This window comes from Luoshenia tenuis (genome assembly GCF_014384745.1).
Classification (GTDB): domain Bacteria; phylum Bacillota; class Clostridia; order Christensenellales.
Genome location: NZ_JACRSO010000001.1, coordinates 840,636 through 860,652 on the forward strand (window position 1 = coordinate 840,636; position 20,017 = coordinate 860,652).

Annotated in this window: 21 protein-coding genes; 7 read left to right on the forward strand and 14 right to left on the reverse strand. The window is 55.3% G+C overall.

Going from position 1 to position 20,017, the window contains the following annotated elements:
- Positions 1–41: 41 nt before the first annotated feature.
- The 6 genes from recR to H8699_RS04050 form a co-directional block, all read right to left on the reverse strand.
- Positions 42–641, reverse strand: coding sequence for a recombination mediator RecR (gene recR, locus H8699_RS04025; protein ID WP_249284589.1), 600 nt, complete (start codon positions 639–641; stop codon positions 42–44).
- Positions 642–1,001: a YbaB/EbfC family nucleoid-associated protein gene (locus tag H8699_RS04030; protein ID WP_138295158.1), complete on the reverse strand. Its 360-nt coding sequence runs from the start codon at positions 999–1,001 to the stop codon at positions 642–644. It abuts the gene before it with no gap.
- A gap of 33 nt (positions 1,002–1,034) precedes the next feature.
- Positions 1,035–2,684, reverse strand: a complete 1,650-nt coding sequence (dnaX, locus tag H8699_RS04035) for a DNA polymerase III subunit gamma/tau (RefSeq protein ID WP_249284590.1) — start codon at positions 2,682–2,684, stop codon at positions 1,035–1,037.
- 25 nt (positions 2,685–2,709) lie between these two features.
- Positions 2,710–2,898: a hypothetical protein gene (locus H8699_RS04040; protein ID WP_249284591.1), complete on the reverse strand. Its 189-nt coding sequence runs from the start codon at positions 2,896–2,898 to the stop codon at positions 2,710–2,712.
- A 150-nt stretch (positions 2,899–3,048) separates the two neighbouring features.
- The gene (locus tag H8699_RS04045) at positions 3,049–4,407 is read right to left on the reverse strand and encodes an MATE family efflux transporter (RefSeq protein WP_147518539.1); all 1,359 of its coding nucleotides are present in this window, start codon (positions 4,405–4,407) and stop codon (positions 3,049–3,051) included.
- A 232-nt stretch (positions 4,408–4,639) separates the two neighbouring features.
- Positions 4,640–6,808, reverse strand: a complete 2,169-nt coding sequence (locus H8699_RS04050) for a sulfatase-like hydrolase/transferase (protein ID WP_249284592.1) — start codon at positions 6,806–6,808, stop codon at positions 4,640–4,642.
- A 231-nt stretch (positions 6,809–7,039) separates the two neighbouring features.
- Between H8699_RS04050 and H8699_RS04055 the strand changes: the two genes are divergently transcribed.
- The 5 genes from H8699_RS04055 to H8699_RS04075 all read left to right on the forward strand — a co-directional run bounded on the left by H8699_RS04055 (position 7,040) and on the right by H8699_RS04075 (position 10,688).
- Positions 7,040–8,107, forward strand: a complete 1,068-nt coding sequence (locus H8699_RS04055; RefSeq protein ID WP_249284593.1) for an undecaprenyldiphospho-muramoylpentapeptide beta-N-acetylglucosaminyltransferase — start codon at positions 7,040–7,042, stop codon at positions 8,105–8,107.
- Positions 8,108–8,120: 13 nt separating this feature from the next.
- Entirely contained in the window at positions 8,121–8,522 is a 402-nt protein-coding gene (locus H8699_RS04060) for a hypothetical protein (RefSeq protein ID WP_249284594.1), read from the forward strand.
- Positions 8,523–8,645: 123 nt separating this feature from the next.
- Positions 8,646–8,816: a hypothetical protein gene (locus H8699_RS04065; RefSeq protein WP_249284595.1), complete on the forward strand. Its 171-nt coding sequence runs from the start codon at positions 8,646–8,648 to the stop codon at positions 8,814–8,816.
- Between the two features lie 62 nt (positions 8,817–8,878).
- Entirely contained in the window at positions 8,879–10,135 is a 1,257-nt protein-coding gene (locus H8699_RS04070; protein WP_249284596.1) for an HlyC/CorC family transporter, read from the forward strand.
- A gap of 103 nt (positions 10,136–10,238) precedes the next feature.
- Positions 10,239–10,688, forward strand: coding sequence for a GNAT family N-acetyltransferase (locus H8699_RS04075; RefSeq protein ID WP_249284597.1), 450 nt, complete (start codon positions 10,239–10,241; stop codon positions 10,686–10,688).
- A 110-nt stretch (positions 10,689–10,798) separates the two neighbouring features.
- On the opposite strand, the gene H8699_RS04080 is transcribed toward H8699_RS04075, so the two are convergent.
- The 8 genes from H8699_RS04080 to H8699_RS04115 all read right to left on the reverse strand — a co-directional run bounded on the left by H8699_RS04080 (position 10,799) and on the right by H8699_RS04115 (position 18,014).
- Positions 10,799–11,539, reverse strand: a complete 741-nt coding sequence (locus H8699_RS04080; protein WP_249284598.1) for a LytR/AlgR family response regulator transcription factor — start codon at positions 11,537–11,539, stop codon at positions 10,799–10,801.
- Positions 11,540–11,601: 62 nt separating this feature from the next.
- Positions 11,602–12,297: a hypothetical protein gene (locus H8699_RS04085; RefSeq protein ID WP_249284599.1), complete on the reverse strand. Its 696-nt coding sequence runs from the start codon at positions 12,295–12,297 to the stop codon at positions 11,602–11,604.
- A gap of 35 nt (positions 12,298–12,332) precedes the next feature.
- On the reverse strand, positions 12,333–13,319 hold the full coding sequence (floA, locus tag H8699_RS04090; RefSeq protein ID WP_138295252.1) for a flotillin-like protein FloA: 987 nt from the start codon (positions 13,317–13,319) through the stop codon (positions 12,333–12,335).
- Between the two features lie 105 nt (positions 13,320–13,424).
- A complete protein-coding gene (locus H8699_RS04095; protein WP_138295169.1) occupies positions 13,425–13,934 on the reverse strand; it encodes an NfeD family protein in 510 nt (169 codons plus the stop codon).
- A 98-nt stretch (positions 13,935–14,032) separates the two neighbouring features.
- Positions 14,033–14,884: a sensor histidine kinase gene (locus tag H8699_RS04100; RefSeq protein ID WP_249284600.1), complete on the reverse strand. Its 852-nt coding sequence runs from the start codon at positions 14,882–14,884 to the stop codon at positions 14,033–14,035.
- Positions 14,885–15,042: 158 nt separating this feature from the next.
- Positions 15,043–16,644 carry a hypothetical protein gene (locus tag H8699_RS04105; RefSeq protein ID WP_249284601.1) on the reverse strand — a complete coding sequence of 534 codons (1,602 nt, stop codon included), beginning with the start codon at positions 16,642–16,644 and terminating at the stop codon, positions 15,043–15,045.
- A 15-nt stretch (positions 16,645–16,659) separates the two neighbouring features.
- Positions 16,660–17,376, reverse strand: coding sequence for an ABC transporter ATP-binding protein (locus H8699_RS04110; RefSeq protein ID WP_249284602.1), 717 nt, complete (start codon positions 17,374–17,376; stop codon positions 16,660–16,662).
- Positions 17,377–17,423: 47 nt separating this feature from the next.
- The gene (locus tag H8699_RS04115) at positions 17,424–18,014 is read right to left on the reverse strand and encodes a helix-turn-helix domain-containing protein (RefSeq protein ID WP_249284603.1); all 591 of its coding nucleotides are present in this window, start codon (positions 18,012–18,014) and stop codon (positions 17,424–17,426) included.
- 197 nt (positions 18,015–18,211) lie between these two features.
- Here H8699_RS04115 and H8699_RS04120 point away from each other — a divergent pair, with 197 nt between their 5' ends.
- Both H8699_RS04120 and H8699_RS04125 read left to right on the forward strand, forming a co-directional pair.
- Positions 18,212–18,646 carry a MarR family winged helix-turn-helix transcriptional regulator gene (locus H8699_RS04120; RefSeq protein WP_249284604.1) on the forward strand — a complete coding sequence of 145 codons (435 nt, stop codon included), beginning with the start codon at positions 18,212–18,214 and terminating at the stop codon, positions 18,644–18,646.
- A 12-nt stretch (positions 18,647–18,658) separates the two neighbouring features.
- Positions 18,659–20,008 (forward strand): MATE family efflux transporter, encoded by a 1,350-nt coding sequence (locus tag H8699_RS04125; protein ID WP_249284605.1) that lies wholly within the window; start codon positions 18,659–18,661, stop codon positions 20,006–20,008.
- The last annotated feature ends 9 nt before the right edge of the window (positions 20,009–20,017 follow it).

The following is a 20,017-nucleotide window of genomic DNA, read 5'->3' on the forward strand; positions in this document are numbered from 1 at the left end:
CCTTAATTTATTTGGCAAAGCGCTTGCGCGCCTTATCCGCCCTACATCTCGCGCCGGCCCTCCAGCGCCCGCCCCAGCGTCACCTCGTCGGTATATTCCAGGTCGCCGCCTACCGGCACGCCGTGGGCAATACGGGAGACCTTGACGCCCAGGGGTTTGAGCAGCTTGGCCAGATACACGGCCGTCGCCTCCCCCTCCACATCCGGGTTGGTCGCCAAAATCACCTCTTTGACCTCGCTGCGGCCGATGCGGGTGACCAACTCCCGAATGCGTAGCTGGTCGGGCCCAATGCCCTCCATGGGCGAGATCGTCCCCCCCAGTACATGGTAGCGGCCGCGGAACTCCCGCGTTCGCTCCATCGCCAGCAGGTCCCGCGCATCCGAGACTACGCACAATACGTCGTCCCTGCGCCGCGGGTCGGTACAGATCGCGCAGGGGTCCTGGTCGGTCAGGTTACCGCATACGGCGCAGGCATGTACTTTTTTCTTGCCCAGATAGATCGCCTCGGCCAGCTGGCGCACCTCATTTTCCTCCATCGACAGGATGAAGAAAGCCAGACGCTGCGCCGTTTTGCTGCCTATGCCCGGCAGTTTGGCCAGCTGCTCGATCATGCGGGCGATCGGCTCAATATGGGTCTGCATTTAAAAAAGCCCCGGGATGCCGCCCATGCCACCGGTCACCTTGCCCATTTTCTCCTGGGTCAACTCGTCCATCTGCCGCAGGGCCTCGTTCACTGCCGCCAGCACCAGGTCCTGCAGCATTTCCACATCGTCAGGGTCTACCGCCTCGGGCTTGATGGCGATGGATTTGAGCTGCTTATCCCCTGTCACCGTCACCGTTACCATGCCGCCGCCGGCAGATGCCTCGATCTCCGCCTGGGCCAACTCCTCCTGGGCTTTGGCCATATCCTGCTGCATCTTCTGGGCCTGCTTTAACATCTGCTGCATATTTCCCATACCGCCGCCCGGGAATCCCCCGCGCGGAAATCCGCCTCTTGCCATAGTTACTTACTCCTTTCGGGCTTTTCGCCTCTACTAATCTTCTACGATCTCGATCGAATCCTTGCCAAACAGCTCCTCCAGCCGTTTCAAGGCCGGGTTTGCCTGCTTGGGGTCCTTTTTTTCCTCCACGATCTTACACTGCAGGCGCACCTCTTGCCCCAGCAATTCCTGTAAGATTCCCTCGATAAATTTACGGTTGACCTCCATCTCCACCATATTGGCAAAGATCTCGTTCTCCGGGGCAAAGTTGAGTTTGAATAGATTGCCCTCCACGCCGGAAAAGCTGCCCTTTTGCAGGGCGCTAAACAGGGCGATCTTCTCCCGTTTGACCCGCCGGCTCAGTTCCTCCATCACCTGCTCCTGTCCAAGCGGCTGCGCCGGTGCGCTTGGGGCCGGTGGCGTTTCGGCTACAGCCGGCTCCTCTTGCGGCAAGGGCAGCGCGCCCTCATCTGCCTGGGGCGGCGCCTCGTCAGGAGGCGGTGGTGCATCCTGCACCGGCGTAGACGGCACATCGCCCGCCGGCACAAAACTGCCGCTTTGCAGGGCCTCTTCCAGGCGCGCTACCCGCTCACAAAGCGCGGTGATAGAATCTTCATCGCTGGCCCGGCAGATGCGCAACAGCGTCCACTCGGCGATCAGCCGGGGCTGGGCGGCAAAGCGCAGCTCCGCCTCGCAGTGCAGCAGCAGCTCGATCGCCCGCATGATCGCCGCCTGCGGGATGCCCATTCCCTCTTTTCGCAGCCGGTCTACTGTCTGAGTATCGCACACCAGCAGCTGTTCCGGCTTATCTAACAGCTGGCACAGCAGCAGCCTGCGCAGCTCCTCAGCCAGTTCCTTGATCAAAAATCCCAGGTCCGCCCCGCCCGACAGCAGATCGGCAAGGCTGGTAATCGTCCCGCGCTCATCCCCGTGCAGCATGGCGCGCACCATTTGCGAGAGCGCCGCAGGGTCCGCCGCACCCAGCAGCTGCACGACGTCTTTTTCCTCTACCCCGTCGGGGCTAAAGGCCAGGCTCTGATCCAGCAGCGACAGGCAATCGCGCATATCCCCCTCGGCTGCGCGGGCAATCAACGCCAGCGCCTCGGGGGATATTTTCACTTCCAGCTCCCGGGTCATGTCCTGCAGGCGGCCCACCATGGTCGCCACGTCGATGCGTCTAAAATCAAACCGTTGGCAGCGGGATACGATGGTCGCCGGCAGGCGCTGGGCCTCCGTCGTGGCCAAAATAAAGACCGCGTGTGCCGGCGGCTCCTCCAAAGTTTTAAGCAGCGCGTTAAACGCGCCGGGAGAGAGCATGTGCACCTCGTCTATGATATAGACCTTATACCTGCCCATCGAGGGCGGAAAGCGCACTTTATCCCTTAGGTCGCGTATCTCGTCTACGCCGTTGTTGGAGGCCGCGTCGATCTCCACCACATCCATATTGTTTTCCCCCGCCGTACAGGTGGGGCATTCCAGGCAGGGCTCTCCCTCCTGGGGATTTTGGCAGTTGATCGCCTTGGCAAATATCTTGGCCAGGCTGGTCTTGCCCGTCCCCCTGGGGCCGCAGAACAAAAAGGCATGGGCGATATGCCCGGATGCCACCTGGTTGCGCAGGGTGCGCGCAACATGCTCCTGCCCCAGCACCTGCCCAAAGCGCGCCGGCCGGAAACGCCGGTAAAGCGCGCGGTAATGATCCATCATTTCCTCCTAAACCCATCGTTGGTCGTTATAACATCAAAAACCCCAGGCCGGTAATGACCGCCCCGCCGATCACCGGGGCAATAAAGGCCCAGATGATCCGCTTGCGGAACCCTCCGGCGTCCTCCTGGCGGCGCATATACCGAAAGGCCAACCCCAGGGGCACAAAGGACGCGATCATCACCACCGCCGCAAGGATCACAAATAGGATGCGCATTGCTCTCGCCCCCTTTTCCGCCGGCATATCCCCTGGCGCAAAAATATCGTACTGTTTTATTATATCAAATTTTCATCAGCCAGCAAAGGGGCTTGCAGCGCATAAACAGGGAGGGGCCGCCATAAGCCCCTCCCCGACCAATCGCATCGGTTAACCCACTTCCCGCGTCAGTTTTTTCATCCAGTTAAACCGGTTGATTTTAACCACGGCCACAAAGCATTTAAGCACCTGGTCGCACTTAAGGCAGGCAAACACCACCCACACGGGGGCGTTTAGCACCAGCGCCAGCACCGAGGCGGGCAGCACCACCAAAAATACGAAGATGGAATCGTTTTTGAACACGAATCCCGTATCGCCTCCGGATTTGACCAGGCCGCTTAAGCCCGTGGCCTGGTAGCAGGTGCCTACAATGCTGACCGATAGCACACACATCAGCTGATCGGCATAGATCGCCGCCTGATCGCTGATATCGTACAGCGAGATAAAGGGCCCCTTGATCAGCAGGATCAAAATCCCGCTGGCCACGCCGATAATCAGAAACATCACCTGGATCGTCTTGGCGTAGGCCTTCATCTTTTCGAATTCGCCGCGGCCTACCGTCTTCCCAGTGAGGATGCCTACCGCCGCGCTCAATCCCATGATCCAGATAAAGGTCAAGTTGTTCATCATGCCCATGATGCTGGAGGCGGCGATGGCCTCAGCGGATAGCCGGCCCACGATGATGCCCTGCCCAAATACGTTGGCGCTCCACACCAAGTCCCCCGCCATGACCGGCAGGCCGTACTTGATAAAATCCTTGCCCAGCACGCCGGCCTTAAGCCTCAGGTCGCCAAAGCGCAAGTGCAGCGTTTTTTCGATAAAGAACGTGTAGATCACCATGACTGCGCATTCAAAGATGCGGGCGATCAGCGTGGCGATGGCCGCGCCGGTGATCCCCAGCGCCGGGAAGCCCAAGTGCCCAAAGATCAACACCCAGTTTAAAAAGATGTTGACGAACAGCGACATCAACGAAACATACATGCCGACTTTTGCATTTTCCACCCCGCGCATGGCGGAGATCAAAATCTGGGATAGGCAAAAGAAGATATACGAGATACCCATGATCTGCAGGTAGGGCAGCCCAGCCTGAACCACGGCTTCGTCATTGGTCAGCAGCCGCAGGATCTGTGTGGGCAGGGCGATGGATAAGATCGATACCACAACGCCGATGCCCAGCACGATTTTAATGCACATCACCGTGATCCGCCGGATGCGCTCTAAATCCTGCTTGCCCCAGTACTGCGCAATCAGGATCAGCATGGCCGCGCCCGTGCCGTTAATGAACATCTGCAGGATCGTCTGAATCTGCGAGCCCATATATACGCCCGAGATCGCCACATCCCCCAGCGTCCCCACCATCAGGTTATCGGCAAAGTTTACCGCAAAAGCGATCAGGTTCTGCAACGAAATCGGGATCGCCAGCGCGATCAGCGATTTATAAAAGCTTTTATCACGCACAAATATCGCCATATGTTTATACCCCCGCCCTTATTTATATCGTGTAAACAGTCTGGGCCTACCTCATCCCACATCGTTTCCCGCTACCTTCGCGGAAAGGCAAGCCGCGCAGAACTTCCGGCCGCCAGATAAAAAGGGCCGGTTAAAAACAGACAGAATTCCCCCTGTTTCTATTATAAAGCTTTCCGGAGCAATTACCAGCCCTATTTATATTATTGTTTTATAACGCTCTTTAAAAGCCATACTATTCACTTGTATTCAGCGTCAATGTATCAAAGGCAAAAGATTGGTAAACAAACCACCATAGGCCTTCAAAATCCTCTATCCTTTCATGTGTATCCGGGAAATCAAAACTTAATGTCAACGTTCCATCGTCTGCCACAGTATCTGCTGGTATGTTAAATACAATTGATTTGTGTCCCTGTGGCACCGCTTCATTAAAAAGCATCTTGTCTCCGGCGCGAATCGTCATCGATTGTTCCTCGCCGAATACCTCTTTCAAATTAATCACCGCTTCCATATCGGCTTGGGGTTTTTCAGTAAATTTCAAACAGATCGAAGCCGTCTTGGAAAAGGCGGCGTTCTCCGCATCGATTCCAAGAACATGCGCATTTTCGCAATTCGGGCCTATGTTTCCGATCACATCTCCTAACTGATACTCTTCTTTTTCACTTTCATCGGCAGCATACTCATCTTTTACAATTTCATAGCTGTCCATATCTTCCGCATGGCCGTTTATGGCAATGGTGATCCGGCAATCATTGTTCCGGCCATATCCACTTAAGCTAAAATAACTGTAAACAAACCTCTCGCGTTTTTCATTTTCTGGTATCTGGAACAATGCCGCGTCCGTCCCCTTACCCATTGCCAGTTCTTTAATCAGCTGTGGATAGTCCTCAGCCAGCGAAACGGGCGCCGACGACACCTTAAAATCCGATTCATCTCCCGCCAGTTTAACCATAAAGACGGGATTGAAACGATTTCTATTGCCATGGTCAGCAGTAAAAATAATATGGGTATTATCATATACCCCCGCATCTTTCATCTGCTGGATCATTTCTTGAAGCGTTTTCATTTGGCTTAAGCTTTTCTCATAGCGCCGGCTGGCCAGCGAAACGTTATCATCATATTTTACGGGATTAAAATTGCGGTCTTCCACATAGGGAGCATGCACGCCCGATAGATGATAGATGATATATTGTCCTCTTTCAGCAGTTGGATCAATCCCTCGATTTTTGAGATCGTTATAAAATTTCTGATCGTCAAACGTATAAAGCGGGTAATCTTCAATTTCCGCCTTTGCCTGATCGAAAGCAGCGGTATCCACAACAAACCGTGGTTTTAAAAAATGCGGCATATATTTAAAGCATGTAAATTTGTAAATCAGTTTGCTGACCCGGGTCAAGGCCGCCGCATTGGGTACGACGGATTGTACAACTAGATTATCAACCATCCCCGCTTCATTAGGGCCTATAAACCTTCCATCCGTATAATAATTGATATCATAACCCAAATCATGTAAATTTTTATGGAAGGCCAAGCTGGTTTCGCTGCTCATACAATCCCGCATGCCGGCATTGGCATCTTTGGCTACAGGAAATACTTCGCCGCCGCTCAGCAGCGTGCCCATGGATAAATATGTGTTTGTAGATACTCCTGTTGTATTTTCATAAAATGTAAAACCCCTTAACATCTCGGCAACCTGCGGCTGGTCTTCCAAAGTCCAGCGCATATATTCAGCCTCATATGTATCCGAAACAATAACAACTATGTTTTCCTTTTGGGACATTTTATAGATATCCTCCGTCGAGAGGTAACTGTTCGTCCCCGATGGCAAAGACTCCGTCACAGCCAGCGTAATCAGCGTAACGATTTCAATACCGAGGATCAATAGTGATCCAGCCTTTACCAGTGTGCGGAATATGTTTTTGCGGAAATGAAAAATCACCAGCGGAATGACGATAATAGCCGTCCAAATGGCCATATTCAGCCAGCCGCGTCCTATCATCTCATCCCACGGAATCGCTTCACCATCCATGATCGGGTATCCGTTGGACATGAAATTTCCCTGAAGATATAACGCAGTTAGACCCGAGAAAATCAGTGAGACCATCACACCGCTCACTTTTCCGGGAAGAAATTTGCAAAAAACAAAGCATATTGCAAAAACAATTAAAAAAATAGCCGCAATTACCGGCAAAATAGATTGAGGGCCAAACCAAAAATCGGAGGAATTTGAAAAATAGATCTCCGCAGGTCCAAAAACAGCTATATTAAATGCAAAACTAAATGAAAGAAAAATAGCCAATCCAAGCGGCGTCTTCCAGTTTGTCATTTGCGGTTCTGGTGCCGTCTCTCCACGCAGTTTCGCCAGCTTATTTTCCAGTTTTATTTCTTCACTGCTTTTCTCCATTATTTCCTCCGCCGAAAACCCAAATTTTAAATATATATTTTTCACTCTACTGCAAACACAACAATTTTGCAAGTTAATGCTGCCAGTAGTACCTGCAAAGGAAAGCTGCTTGATTTTTCAGCTGAATCCGCTACAATAAAAGGTACGTGTATCTTTTGGAATGTTTTGCTTCCTGCGGGAAATAAAATAGTAACGCAAGGGATTTACCCACTTGGCGAACGGAGGACTTTTATGAAAAGAATCGTATTGACCGGCGGCGGCTCCGCTGGCCATGTTACGCCCCATATGGCGTTGATCCCGCAGCTCTTAAAGGACGGCTGGGAAATCCACTACGTCGGCACGGCCGATGGGATCGAGCGGGAGCTGATGGCCGCCTATAAAGAGGTGACCTACCATGCCATCAGCTCAGGTAAATTGCGCCGGTACCTGGATATTAAAAACCTGCGCGATCCTTTCCGCGTCATCAAGGGCGTAGGGCAATCGGCCAGGCTGATGCGCAAGCTGCGCCCCCAAGTGCTGTTTTCTAAAGGCGGGTTCGTTTCCGTCCCGGCGGTAATCGGCGCCTCGCTTTGCGGCGTTCCCACTGTGCTGCACGAATCGGACCTGACGCCGGGGCTGGCCAATAAACTGTGTGCCCCCTTTTCCAAAAAGATCCTCACATCGTTTGAACAAACCGCAAAATCCATCGGCGCCAAGGCAGTCTATACCGGTTCCCCGATGAGAGAAAGCCTTTTTAACGGCGATGCGAAAGCCGGCTTGGCCTTTACCGGGCTCCCCGGGCGCAAACCCGTGCTGCTGATGATGGGGGGGAGTTTGGGCGCGCAGGCCATCAACGATTGCCTGCGGGAAAAGCTGCCCGAATTGCTGAAGCATTTTGAGATCATCCACCTTTGCGGCGCGGGCGGACTGGACCCCAAGCTAAAAAACACGCCGGGTTATTTTCAGCGAGAATACGTTTCCGACCAGCTGCCGGACCTGTTCGCCCTCTGCTCGCTGGTGCTCTCCCGGGCCGGGTCCAATGCGATCTTTGAATTACTGGCATTGGGCAAGCCCAATCTATTGATCCCGCTGCCGCTGGCCGCCAGCCGGGGCGATCAGCTGCTCAACGCCCAGAATTTTGAAAAAGCGGGCTATTCTAAAGTCCTTCCTCAGGAGGAGATGACCGGAGAGACGCTGGTAGCCGCCCTGCTGGACTTGTGGGAGAACCGGGGCCAGTACGTGGCAGCTATGGGCCGCGAACCCCGGCGCAGCGGCGCCCAGCGGGTTCTGCAGGAAATTTACGCTAGCGCAAAAAAATAAGGAGAATCTACTAATGGCCAAATATTCGATCGATACAAAAGAAAACGCCGACATCTTTATCTCCGCCTGGGAGCAGCCTCACCGCCGCGGGCTTAAAAAATATATCGTCCGCGTAGGGTCCGGCGCCATCGGCACAGTGCTGTTTCTCGTCATGGCCTTGATCTGGATCGCCATCGGCGTATCCCTTTACGGCGGCAGCTTTTACGCTATGGACGCGTTTTATCTCTACCTGGTGATCGAGTTTATCGTCGGGTATCTGGCAGGGCTGCTGATCGCCTACTTTATCTGGCGCAAGCGCGAGGCCCTGTATGCACAGGCGCTGAAAAAATATCCGCGGGTGCGCACCCCCTGGGATGACCCGGAGCTGAGCAGCCGGTTCACCACGGCCAAACCTAAGCCCAAGAAAAAGAAGTAACGCCTATACAAAGCCCTATGGCGGCATAGCCGTCCATAGGGCTTTTTGTATTGCTTTTATTGACGCAAACCCCTGCCTTCGCTTATAATTGAATCAATTTCACTTAAAAAAGGATGGTGTACCATGTCTGACGACAGTACCGGACGACCTTGCCCTTACCTGAAGGCACTTCTTACCCTTAATGGCTGCGGCGCGCACTGCGCGGGGATTATCCTGCAAAATGGCAGCGCCTTTGGCGGTTATCGCCCGCGCTATATCCAGATAGCCCTGCAGGAATATGATTACCGGCTTTGACCGGCCGCCCTTTTTTGCACATTTGTTATAGCATTTGTATATAAAGAAAGGACGGCTGCTTTTTGGAAACACAGTATATCATCATTCTCGTTTTAGTCGCGTTGGTGGCGATGTCCGCCTACTTTTCGGCGACGGAAACGGCTTTTTCTACATTCAACCGCATTCGCATCAAAAACATGGCGGCGCAGGGCGATAAACGCGCGGCGCTTGTCCTGCATCTTTCCGAGGACTACGACCGGCTGCTCTCGACGATCCTGATCGGCAACAACATCGTCAACATCGCCTCGGCCTCTCTAGCAACCATCATCTTCACCCAGGCTTTTGGCGATATGGGGGTCACGCTTTCCACTATCGTGATGACTGTGGTGGTGTTGATCTTTGGCGAGATTTCGCCTAAAAGTCTGGCCAAAGATCATCCTGAACGCTTTTCCATGTTCTCCGCGCCTGCGCTGAAGATGTGCTGCATACTCCTTAAACCCTTGAATTTTCTCTTTGCCCAGTGGAAAAAGCTATTGGGCCGGCTTTTTAAAAGCGGGAACGATGCGGGCGTTACCGAGGAGGAGCTGCTTACCCTGGTGGAGGAGGCCCAGCAGGAGGGCGGCATCGATACCCAGGCGGGCGAGTTGATCCGCAGCGCCATCGAATTTGACGATCTGGACGCGGTAGATATCTGCACGCCCCGTACCGAGATTGCCGGTATCGCCGATACGGCAACCCCAGAGGAGATCATGTCCGCATTTATGGATAATACCTATTCGCGCTTGCCTGTATATCACGAGGATCTGGATCACATCATAGGCGTTTTACATCAGCGAGATTTCTTTAAGCTCATCCTGCGCGAGCATCAGCCTCTGACTGACGTGCTGTATACAGTGCCCTTTATCCCGCCCACGGTCAAAATTTCACAGCTGCTGCAACAGCTTCAGCAGTCTAAATCCCACATGGCGATCGTGCTGGACGAATACGGCGGCACACTGGGGCTGATCACCCTGGAGGACATCATCGAAGAGCTGGTGGGCGAAATCTGGGATGAGCACGATCAAGTCGTTCAGGATTTTGAACCCCTGGGCGGCGATTACTACCGGGTCCTGGGCAGCGCGGATGTGGACGATCTGTTCGAGCTGGCCGGGCTGGATGAGGAAGTAGAGTTCAACTCCGTCAACGGCTGGATCGCCGATTACCTGGGGCGTATCCCCCGGGTAGGCGATACTTTCCAGTACCAAAACTTGGATGTATCCGTACTCAAGGCCGATGGCCGCAGGGTGTTAGAGGCCAAAGTGCATATCGGCCCCCAGGCCGCCCCACAAACGGAGGACTAGCGCAGCGGAGATTCGCCCTGCCGCAGGGCTTCGCTTTTCACCTAAGGCGCCTTTGCTCTGGCCATGATAATATTATCTAGTTCTGATCTTCGGAGGTACGCGTATGGATAATATCCGCCCGGCAACCCTGGAGGACATCTCGCGGCTTGCCGAGATCGAGGTATTTAATTACCGCCTTAACTTTTACCCGGTGTTCCGGGATGACGCCTACTACTTTGGCGAGTTGACGGTTGCAAACGCGGTAGAGAATTACCGCCGTACGCAGGAGAACGTAAAAAACACTTATGTTTATGATGACGGCGTGGTAAAAGGCTTTATCCGCATTGAGGGTGGCGAGGTCGTCAAGCTGTTTGTCGAGCCGGTATTACAAGGCCAGTCCATCGGCGCCCAGTTATTGAATTATGCCATCGCGCATCATGCGGTCACCTTTTTGTGGGCTCTGGAGAAAAACGAAAGAGCGCTCCGTTTTTATCTGCAAAGGGGCTTTCACCTCACCGGTAAAAGGAAGTATGAGGAGGGAACCACGGAGTATCTTGTACGCTTGGAGCGCTAAAAGCGCTTATTCCCAGCGGGCGCTGCATTTGATTTTATACGAAATAAGGAGGGGCTTCCATCCGGAAGGCCCTCCTTATTTTTCATCTCTTTTACATTCGGCTTTGTCCCTTACCCGCCGATCCGCCGCATCAGCTCCGGATAGCGCTCAAAGGTCAGCAGCGCATCCTGCTGGAGGCCGCGCAGTTTAACGATGTAGGTCCACCGGCCATAGGGATAAATGCCCTGAACAGCGCCTACGTTGATGATGTAGGATTTATGGCTGCGGAAAAACCGGTCCGGCGGCAGCTGGCGCTCCAGCTCCGACAGGGTATCGCCCGAAAGCACCCGTCCGCCCACGGTGTAGATCGCGCTTTGCCGCTCCTCCCGCTGGATGAGGATGATCTCGGCAGTATCCACCACCTGCACGCTCTCCTTGCGCTTGATGACCAGGCGCGTCCCTGCCGAGATCGATGCCGCAGGATCCATGCCCCTCAAATATTCGCCCGCCTCGATCTGGCGCATCCGCTCCAGCGTCTCCTGTACCCGGGCGACCTTGAAGGGTTTGACCAGATAGTCCATGGCATACAGCTCAAAGGCCTCCCGCATGTACTCCTCATGTGCCGTTACAAACACGATGAATGCGCGCGGGTCGATATCCTGAATGCGTCTGGCACATTCCACCCCGCTTTGCAGCGGCATTTCAATGTCCAAAAACACCAGACGCGGCCGGTAGCGCTCAAACAGCTCCAGCGCCTCCAGCCCATCTTTCGCCTCCACAGGCGCTTCAAATCCCGGCGTTTTTTCCACGATTTTTTTAAGCAGCAGCCGCATCCCCGCGTCATCGTCTGCCACCATCGTTCGGATATTCAATGGATACGCCACCTTTCACCCAAAGACAAGGCGCGCGGCCAAAGCTGCCGCGCGCCCTTTTTCTACTTGATATTGGCATAGCCGCCCGGCCGGAAGGGTCTACGCCCGCGCGGCGGACCCAGCACCTCACTCAGCACGATCCCCTGCAACAGGGTCTCCCGGTCCAGCTCAAGCTGCATCACCGTATCCTGCGCCTTGCCGTGCACCTGCATGGCCGCCGCTACCTGCGGAGGCGCATAGTCGTCCTGCCGCCTGCGCAGTTCCCGCTCCAGGGCAATTTTGCGGCTTTCAATATCCATGGCCGATTCTCCCAGAGAGCCTCCAGGCCCCCTGCCCTGGGTGCTCAGCGTCTCGCACCCCTCAGGCGAATGGGTTCCGTCCCCAAGGATATGGCTGCCCTGCCCTTGGGCCTGCAACAGACTGCCCTGCTCTGTCTGCTTAGTGCGGGCGCTTTTCTCCACCGCCGTTTGCACCGCGGCGGATACGGCAGCCTGCCAGGGCTGATCCTGCAGGGCCTGTTGCAGCGTATCGACGATCCTGCCGCCCGCGGCCTGCACTTCCGGGTCCTGCCGGATCTCTTCAACCTCTTTTTGCACCGGCTGGCTGTACTTTTGCATCAGCTCGTTAAGTTCATCCACCGCCGGATTGCGGCGCGCACCCGTCTGCGGCGGCTGTTTCTGGGCATTCTTGCCCGACTTTTTTGCCGCGCTTGAGGCGATCGCCACGATCACGATGATGATAAATACTAAAACGTCCATTTATCTAGGCTCCTTGCCCCGGCCGCCCTAAGGGGTTACTTTTGCGGCTGGTCGTTTTTGGGAGCGCCCATGCGGGAGATCGAATCGCGCATGCCGGTATCCGCTACCACATTTTGCATATTGTAATAGTCCAGCACGCCCAGCTTGCCCTCGCGCAGCGCGCTGGCCATGGCCTTGGGCACTTCGGCCTCGGCCTCCACCACTTTGGCGCGCATCTCCTGCACCGCGGCCTGCATCTCCTGCTCTTTGGCAACGGCCATGGCCCGGCGCTCCTCCGCCTTGGCCTGGGCAATACGCTTGTCGGCCTCGGCCTGGTCCATCTGCAGCTGTGCGCCGATATTGCGCCCTACGTCCACGTCCGCAATGTCGATAGAGAGAATTTCAAAGGCCGTACCCGCGTCCAGGCCCTTGGAGAGCACCGTGCGGGAGATCAGATCCGGGTTTTCCAGCACCTGTTTATGGGTCTCAGCAGAACCTACCGTGGTAACGATACCCTCGCCTACGCGGGCGATGACCGTCTCCTCCCCCGCGCCGCCGACCAGCCGGTCAATATTGGCGCGCACCGTTACCCGCGCCTTGGCCCGCAGCTCAATGCCGTCCTTGGCGATCGCCGCCACCACCGGGGTCTCGATGACCTTGGGGTTGACCGACATCTGTACTGCCTGGAGCACGTCCCGCCCGGCCAGGTCGATGGCGGCGGCCCGCTCAAACTCCAGCGGGATATCCGCGCGCTGCGCGGCGATCAAGGCGTTGATCACCCGGTCCACGTTGCCGCCGGCCAGGTAGTGCGCCTCAAGCTTATCGATCTGCACATCCAACCCCGCCTTAACGGCCTTGATCATGGGGTTGACGATGCGCGAGGGCACCACGCGGCGGATGCGCATGCCGATCAGCGTAAAGATGCCTACCCTTACACCCGCCGCCATGGCGCTGATCCACAGCCCCAGCGGAACAAAGGTGAAGAAGATGGTCAGAACGATGATCGCCGCCACCACGGCGATAATGATCCATAAGATTTCCATTGGCATATGGGGTACCTCCCTTTTTGTCGTTAAACCTATCTCGTCCCTCTCTATATTCGAGAAGGTGCAACCCAATTCCTGTTTACAGTCCAGCGCGGATTTACACTAAGCCTGCTCTTTGGCAAGCGCCCGCACCAGGATCCGCCGGCCCTCGACCTTGGTGATCTCCACCGGACAGCCCGGTTCGATGTACTCCCCATCGCTGACCACGTCCAGCTTGACGCCATCAAAATCTGCGCTGCCGGTAGGCCGCAGGGTGGTCAAGGTTCTGCCCACCTTTCCCAAAAAGACCTCCATATCCTCCGTGGAGCGGAAGCCCTGCTCCCGGTTCAGGCGCGCTTTTAAGATCAGCGGCGTCCTTGATATAATGCCCTTGGTGGCCGAATGCAATGCAAACGCCAGGGCAACGCCCAATACCGCCAGTACGATGATCACCAATAGAATCGCTTCCATCAGCGATTTGGCCTGCAGGCCGATGCCCGCGATCAGTAAAATGATCCCCAGGGTGCCCGGCACCCCAAAGCCCGGTATAAACATCTCCACGATCACCAAGATCACGCCAAAGACGATCATGGCAATGGGCAGCCATACGATGGCTGTTAATGCCTCCAACATCGGCGACCCTCCTTTCCAACATCTATATTCAGTATAGAGGCGCGGCCCGATCTGCACAAGGCCAGGCGCGCCAAAGATACACCCACGCGTCCCAATTGTCATGCCTTGGGCAGCCGCAAAGAGAAAGTGGTGCCGTTTCCATCGGATTGCAGCGCGATGCTGCCGCCGTTTTCCTCTAAAATATGCGAAACGATGGCCAGCCCCATGCCCCGCTCGTCCCCCTTGGTGGAAAACCCAGGTTTAAAGATCTGCTCCCGCAGGGAAGCGGGGATCTCGGGGCCATTATTATGCACGCTGATCCGGTAACTTTTTAGATCCTCGCTCAGCTCGACCAGGATCGTCCCCTTGCACTGTGCAAGCATTACCGCTTCTGCCGCGTTGTCGATCAGGTTGCCCAGCACCCTGCACAGCGCCCAAGGCTCGATGGCCAGGTGCTCAAGCCGGGTGCCCACCTGCAACTCAAACTGAAGGCCCTTTTGCTCGCAGTCGCCCGCCTTTGCCTGTAAAAGCGCGTTGACGGCCGGCTGCGCCGTGCGCATCATCCGGCTGACGCGCTTGATATCGCTGTAAATATCGCCGATATACTCGTCCGCCGCGGCATATTCCTCCATCTCCATCAACCCGTGCAACACCTGCAGATGGTTTAAGAAGTCGTGCCGCTGGGCGCGCAGCGTCAGGTTCAGCTTTTCCATCTGTCCCACGGTATCGATCAGCATCTCATTGCGCTCGCGGCTGCCCCAGAGCATCATGGTCTCCCGCACGGCGAGGATGCCGTTGAGGATCACCAGCAGCGCAGCCACCAGCAGCGCCCCCTGCGCGCCGCCCAGCCAGGCGATGTCCTCATCGTTTATCAGCAGGATCACCAGCGCCCCCAGCGCCAGTACCTGCAGCGCAGCGAGAATCGCCATCCCCACCACCGCTTTGCGCACGACCAAGTTCTTTTTATTCATACCCATCTCTCTCCAGGGCCATTCCCAGCCCTACTACCCTTATTATGGCCATTGTACGCCCAATATGTAAAAATTTCATATCGGGATATTCCTGCTCGATCAGTATTAAAACGGCGGCGCCGCACATCCCTTGCGGTGCCGCCGTTTTATACGACGCTTTAATTCAGCGCTAAAAAGAGTTTGACCCCTTTTTTGCGCATCCACCCCCAAAGCGCCGCGATAGCCAGCGCCAGTACGCCGCAGCAGATCGCGTAAAAGCTCTCAAAGGCCATCACCGCGCTCAAGGCAAACGCATATAACAGCCCCAGGCCGATGGCCAACAGCATCGGCCCAAAGATGCCGATAAAGGCGCTCATGGATTGTTTGACGATGATCGCATCGCTGGTGCCATCCAGCTTGGGCAGGTAAAGGTTGACCATCAGGCCAAAGACCGCCACCAGCGCTGAGAATAGCGCCGGCAAAAGGATCAGCATCAGCGTCTGTGCCGCTGTAAAGTGGAAGGCCAGCCCGATCAGCAGGGCGCTGAGCGCCGTACCCGGCACCGCAACCAATAGGTTAAGCAAAATTTTCGCCTTAAACAGCTCCATAGGATCGATCGGAGCCTCTTTTAAAATCCAAAGCGTCTTGCCCTCCAGGCTGATGGATACATCCGTGGTGCAGCAAGTGGAAACCATAAACAGGATGACCGCCAGCACCATGGGGAAGATCACCTGCGTATCAAGGCCGATCTGCGCGATCATATCGCCGATCTGGCCGCTGGCAAACAGACAATAGATCCCACCGCCCAGCATCAATACGATGCCAAAGGCCGTATTCATCAGATAAATGGAAGAACCCGTGTAGCGGCTAAACTCTTTTTTGAGCAGCGCGCCAAAGGCGCTGCCCGCCGCTACCTCGCGCAGCTTATAATCCCTGCGCAGCTGATGGCTCCCAAGGCCTGTGATCACCTTTTTATAGCACCGGGAGAACAGGTACACCAGCGCCACAAAGGGCAATACACTGATGGCTATCAGCGCCAGCAGCGCCAACAGGTCTGCATTGCAGGCCGCCTGCTGCATCAGCGCCACCGGGAACACGTATTGCTGCAGCGCTAAGCGTATCCCCTCCGGGTTTTGGGTGATCCCGGTCATCTGGGCGTTAAGGCTAAAGGCAAATACCATCAGCAACGCCAGTGCCACAAAGTAAAGGATATTGCTGATCAGCTTCTTTTTGGGCATACGACTGGAGATCAGCGAGATCACAAATCCCACGATGAGGGACAGCAGCGTAGGCAGCAGCGCCAAAAATGCCATGCCTACTAAAAATAGCAGCAAAAACCCGACGCCGCCCGCGCCGCCGTAGACCAGGTAGGCAATGCCCGCCGGCACGGCCAGAAACAGCCCGATGACCAGATTCTCAAGGTACACGGCAAACACCCGGCTGAGCATGACTGTAAAGGCGTTTACCGGCAGCGAAAAAATCAGGTCCTTATCCTTTCCGCCAAATACGACTCCCTGTGCGCTGAACACGGTAAAGACGAACATCATCACCGCGCCCAGGGTCGCCATCAGCATCAGCATGATGTCCAGCCCGCCAACCGGAGAGAGCACCTGGGCAAACATAAACGAATAGATGCCCGAAATGTAGAGCATGACCGCACAGATCAAGATCAACGCACCCAGGCCCGTTGCCGCCCGGCGCTTATTGCGCCGGCCGCCCATATTGCTGTTCATCAGCAGGGCCTTAAAATCCAGCTTTAATAGGGTCCAAAACTTTTTCATTACGCTTCACCCCGCCTACTTGCCCTGTTCGACCAATTCCAGAAACACTTCCTCCAGCGAGGAATCGCCCACGATGTCCGCCATTTTACCCTGGACGACCAGCTTGCCGTTCCGGATGATGGCCACCCGGTCGCACAGCTTTTCGGCTACCTCCAGCACGTGGGTGGAGAAGAAAACCGCCCCGCCCGCATCGCACAGCTCGCGCAAAAAGCCCTTCATTAGATGGGCCGCGCTGGGGTCCAGCCCCACAAAGGGCTCATCCAGGATCAGCAGCTTGGGCTGGCGCATAAAAGCGCTGATCAGCGCCAGCTTCTGCTTCATGCCGTGGCTATAGCTGGCGATCGGGCTGCCCAGGGCGCCGGTCATCTCAAAGGCATCGGCATATTTGGCGATCAGCGCCTCCCGCTTCTCCTTGGGGATACCGTAGATATCCGCGATAAACTTTAAATAGGCAATGCCGCTTAAAAACTCATACATGTCCGGGTTATCCGGCAAAAACGCCATGATCTGCTTGGCCGCAACCGGTTCGCTGGTAATGGATTTACCGTCGATAGTGATCTCTCCCTCGTCGAAATCCAGTATCCCGGCTACAGCGCGCAGCGTCGTGGTCTTTCCAGCGCCGTTATGCCCGATAAAGCCGAAGATCTCGCCGCTTTGCACATCCAGTGTCAGCCCGTCTACCGCCTTTTTGCCTCCGGCGTACTGCTTTGTCAGGTTCCTGATGTTTAACATAACGCACCTCTTCATTTTTCTCTGGCAGTCCTGATTTCAGGGTGCCTTTATTTAGCCGGGCCTTGCGGCCCGCGGCCTTCCTCTTGTGGGGTCCCGCATCTCCCCGTCCTGGGCGGGGTGGAGATCGTAGCCAGGTTGCGCAGTTTGCGCCCGGGCGCATAGTCATTGGCCGTTGCCCGGCTGATGATTTGACCCAACTGCATAAAAATCTGCTCCATTTCCGCATCACTGGCATAAAACCCGGCCACGCGGAACGAAACATAATCTCCCGAAAGGTCGATATTCTTCTGCCCTCGGTACACGGTGAACTGCTCCATCAAATTCGCCATGCCATGTGCGATCAAGGCCAAAAACTGGTCGCCCGTCATCACCTGATCCTGCGAATACGCATTCTCCTTCCGGAAAGACTCGCTGACCGCATAGACCTTCTCTTTGACGGAGCGCACCTTTTGTTCCCGAACGACGACGATCACCCCCGCATCCAACAATCCGCGGACATGGCGGTACAGCGTGGCCTGAGGGATATCCGCGCATACCTTGCCTAGTTCCCGGGTAGTTGCCTCACCGCGGCGCCATATTTCAAGCATCAGCCTGCCCTTTAGCGGATGCATCAGTATATCGATCGTGCGCTCTTTCAACCTCACCCCTCCTGTTTGCTTTACATTATCAAACTGATAATAAAATGTCAAACCCTTTTGCCCCAAATGACGGGCAGCGCGCATGAAAGCAACATGCACCGTCCTTATCGGCCATCAATACGTATTGACAAATCTTTTACCCGGCAGTATATTTAAGTAAATTTAATTAAATTAGCTTAATAAAATGAGGTGTGTCAATGAACTTGCGAGATAGTCTCAATCGCTATTATTATGATACAACGGTTGCCGATCTGCGCCAGCTTGGCCGCACAGGCGGTGGTACGCTGTCCTACAACAGCATTATGTATCTGGATGTCATCTCCTACCAGCACCAGCAGGGGGGCTGCACCTTGACGACTCTGGCCGATACGCTGCATATCTCTCGCGCCGCAGCTACGATTAAGGTGGGGGATCTGGTCAAGTTAGGGCTGGTTGAAAAAAACCGCAGTCAGGCCGACCGACGCGTCGTTTACCTAAACGTGACAGATATGGTCGTCTCTGCCCTGCGCGCGTACGACGGGCCCTTTGAGCGCGCTGTGCAGCTGGTAGAAGCACGCTTCAAAAAAGAAGAGATCGATACATTTTGCGAAATACTGGATACCTTTAGCCAGGAGTACATTAAAAACGCCTAAAGGAAGGGAATCATGACACTGCACGAACAGCTTTATACGACGCAATCTCCTACCCGCTTATTTTTCCGGTGCGCGCTGCCCAGTATGCTCAGCATGGCGATGACAGCACTATACACCGTGGCCGATGGCTTTTTTGTCGGCCACTTTATCGGCATGGAGGCTTTGGCAGCCGTCAACCTTGTGATGCCGCCTATTATGATGAGTTTTGCCCTTTCGGATATGCTGGCGGTTGGTTCTTCCGTACAGATCGCCATTCGCCTGGGTGAGAAAAAGGAACGGGAAGCCAGCCGTATTTTCAGCGTTTGTACGCTGCTCATTATCGGCATCGCCTGTTTGATCGGGTTGGCGGGCTATACGCTAGCCCAGCCGCTGCTGCGCCTCATGGGCGCGGATCCAACTGTGACCGGGCTGGCCGTAAAATACCTCAGGATCTATGCCCTGTTTGCACCGGTTATCACAGTCTTTTTTGCCGTTGACAACTATTTGCGTATCTGCGGAAAGATCCGTTACAGCATGGGGCTTAACGTAGGGATCTCTCTGCTCAACATCCTGCTGGATTGGCTCTTTGTCGGCGTGCTGCACTGGGGGATAGAGGCTGCAGCCCTAGCCTCTTGTCTGAGTCTGGCATTGGGCACATTGCTGGGCTTTGCGCCATTTTTAAGGCATAAGCTTGCGCTGAGGTTTACGCGCGGCGGCATTCCGCTGGCGCTGCTGGGCAACATTTTTGCAAACGGATCTTCCGAGTTTTTCTCCAATATCGCAGGTTCCCTGCTGATGCTCGTGCTCAACAGCGTGCTGCTGCGCATTTCAGGGGCGATGGCCGTAGCCGCCTTCTCTATCGTGCTCTATGTAGACAGTATTGTAGCCTCGCTGCTCTATGGCCTGTCAGACGCCATGCAACCCGCCATCAGCTACTGCTATGGGGCCGGCCTGCGCCGGCGGATGTTCGCGCTGGAAAAGCGAGTGCTGGCCGCGTGTGCCGCGATATCCCTGGCCGCCCTTATCTGGATGCAGTGGGGCGGGCATAGCGTAATCTCCCTTTTTGTGGCGGACGGTACAGCCGATCTGCTGGAGATGAGCGTCAACGCCATGAAGTTGTTCTCTCTATCCTATCTGACCGGATGGCTGGGGACCAGTTTAAGCGCTTTTTTCACCGCAGTCAATCGCCCCGGCCTGTCCCTGACGCTGGCGCTTTGCCGGGCATTGGTCTTCCCCCTCATCGCGCTTGCCATTCTCCCATCATTTTTAGGGCTTAATGGCGTTTGGCTCGCCCCTCCTGTGGGTTGTGCGCTGACCGCAGCCCTGGCCCTAATGCTGATGGCCCGCATTTTGCGCCGCGATCGCAGCGCTGCCCTACAATAACATTAAACG

Bases quoted from the DNA above. Each gene is read 5' to 3' on its own strand.
- recR (WP_249284589.1), bottom strand. From the start codon at position 641: ATGCAGACCCATATTGAGCCGATCGCCCGCATGATCGAGCAGCTGGCC.
- H8699_RS04030 (WP_138295158.1), bottom strand. From the start codon at position 1,001: ATGGCAAGAGGCGGATTTCCGCGCGGGGGATTCCCGGGCGGCGGTATG.
- dnaX (WP_249284590.1), bottom strand. From the start codon at position 2,684: ATGATGGATCATTACCGCGCGCTTTACCGGCGTTTCCGGCCGGCGCGC.
- H8699_RS04040 (WP_249284591.1), bottom strand. From the start codon at position 2,898: ATGCGCATCCTATTTGTGATCCTTGCGGCGGTGGTGATGATCGCGTCC.
- H8699_RS04045 (WP_147518539.1), bottom strand. From the start codon at position 4,407: ATGGCGATATTTGTGCGTGATAAAAGCTTTTATAAATCGCTGATCGCG.
- H8699_RS04050 (WP_249284592.1), bottom strand. From the start codon at position 6,808: ATGGAGAAAAGCAGTGAAGAAATAAAACTGGAAAATAAGCTGGCGAAA.
- H8699_RS04055 (WP_249284593.1), top strand. From the start codon at position 7,040: ATGAAAAGAATCGTATTGACCGGCGGCGGCTCCGCTGGCCATGTTACG.
- H8699_RS04060 (WP_249284594.1), top strand. From the start codon at position 8,121: ATGGCCAAATATTCGATCGATACAAAAGAAAACGCCGACATCTTTATC.
- H8699_RS04065 (WP_249284595.1), top strand. From the start codon at position 8,646: ATGTCTGACGACAGTACCGGACGACCTTGCCCTTACCTGAAGGCACTT.
- H8699_RS04075 (WP_249284597.1), top strand. From the start codon at position 10,239: ATGGATAATATCCGCCCGGCAACCCTGGAGGACATCTCGCGGCTTGCC.
- H8699_RS04085 (WP_249284599.1), bottom strand. From the start codon at position 12,297: ATGGACGTTTTAGTATTTATCATCATCGTGATCGTGGCGATCGCCTCA.
- floA (WP_138295252.1), bottom strand. From the start codon at position 13,319: ATGGAAATCTTATGGATCATTATCGCCGTGGTGGCGGCGATCATCGTT.
- H8699_RS04095 (WP_138295169.1), bottom strand. From the start codon at position 13,934: ATGTTGGAGGCATTAACAGCCATCGTATGGCTGCCCATTGCCATGATC.
- H8699_RS04100 (WP_249284600.1), bottom strand. From the start codon at position 14,884: ATGAATAAAAAGAACTTGGTCGTGCGCAAAGCGGTGGTGGGGATGGCG.
- H8699_RS04105 (WP_249284601.1), bottom strand. From the start codon at position 16,644: ATGAAAAAGTTTTGGACCCTATTAAAGCTGGATTTTAAGGCCCTGCTG.
- H8699_RS04110 (WP_249284602.1), bottom strand. From the start codon at position 17,376: ATGTTAAACATCAGGAACCTGACAAAGCAGTACGCCGGAGGCAAAAAG.
- H8699_RS04120 (WP_249284604.1), top strand. From the start codon at position 18,212: ATGAACTTGCGAGATAGTCTCAATCGCTATTATTATGATACAACGGTT.
- H8699_RS04125 (WP_249284605.1), top strand. From the start codon at position 18,659: ATGACACTGCACGAACAGCTTTATACGACGCAATCTCCTACCCGCTTA.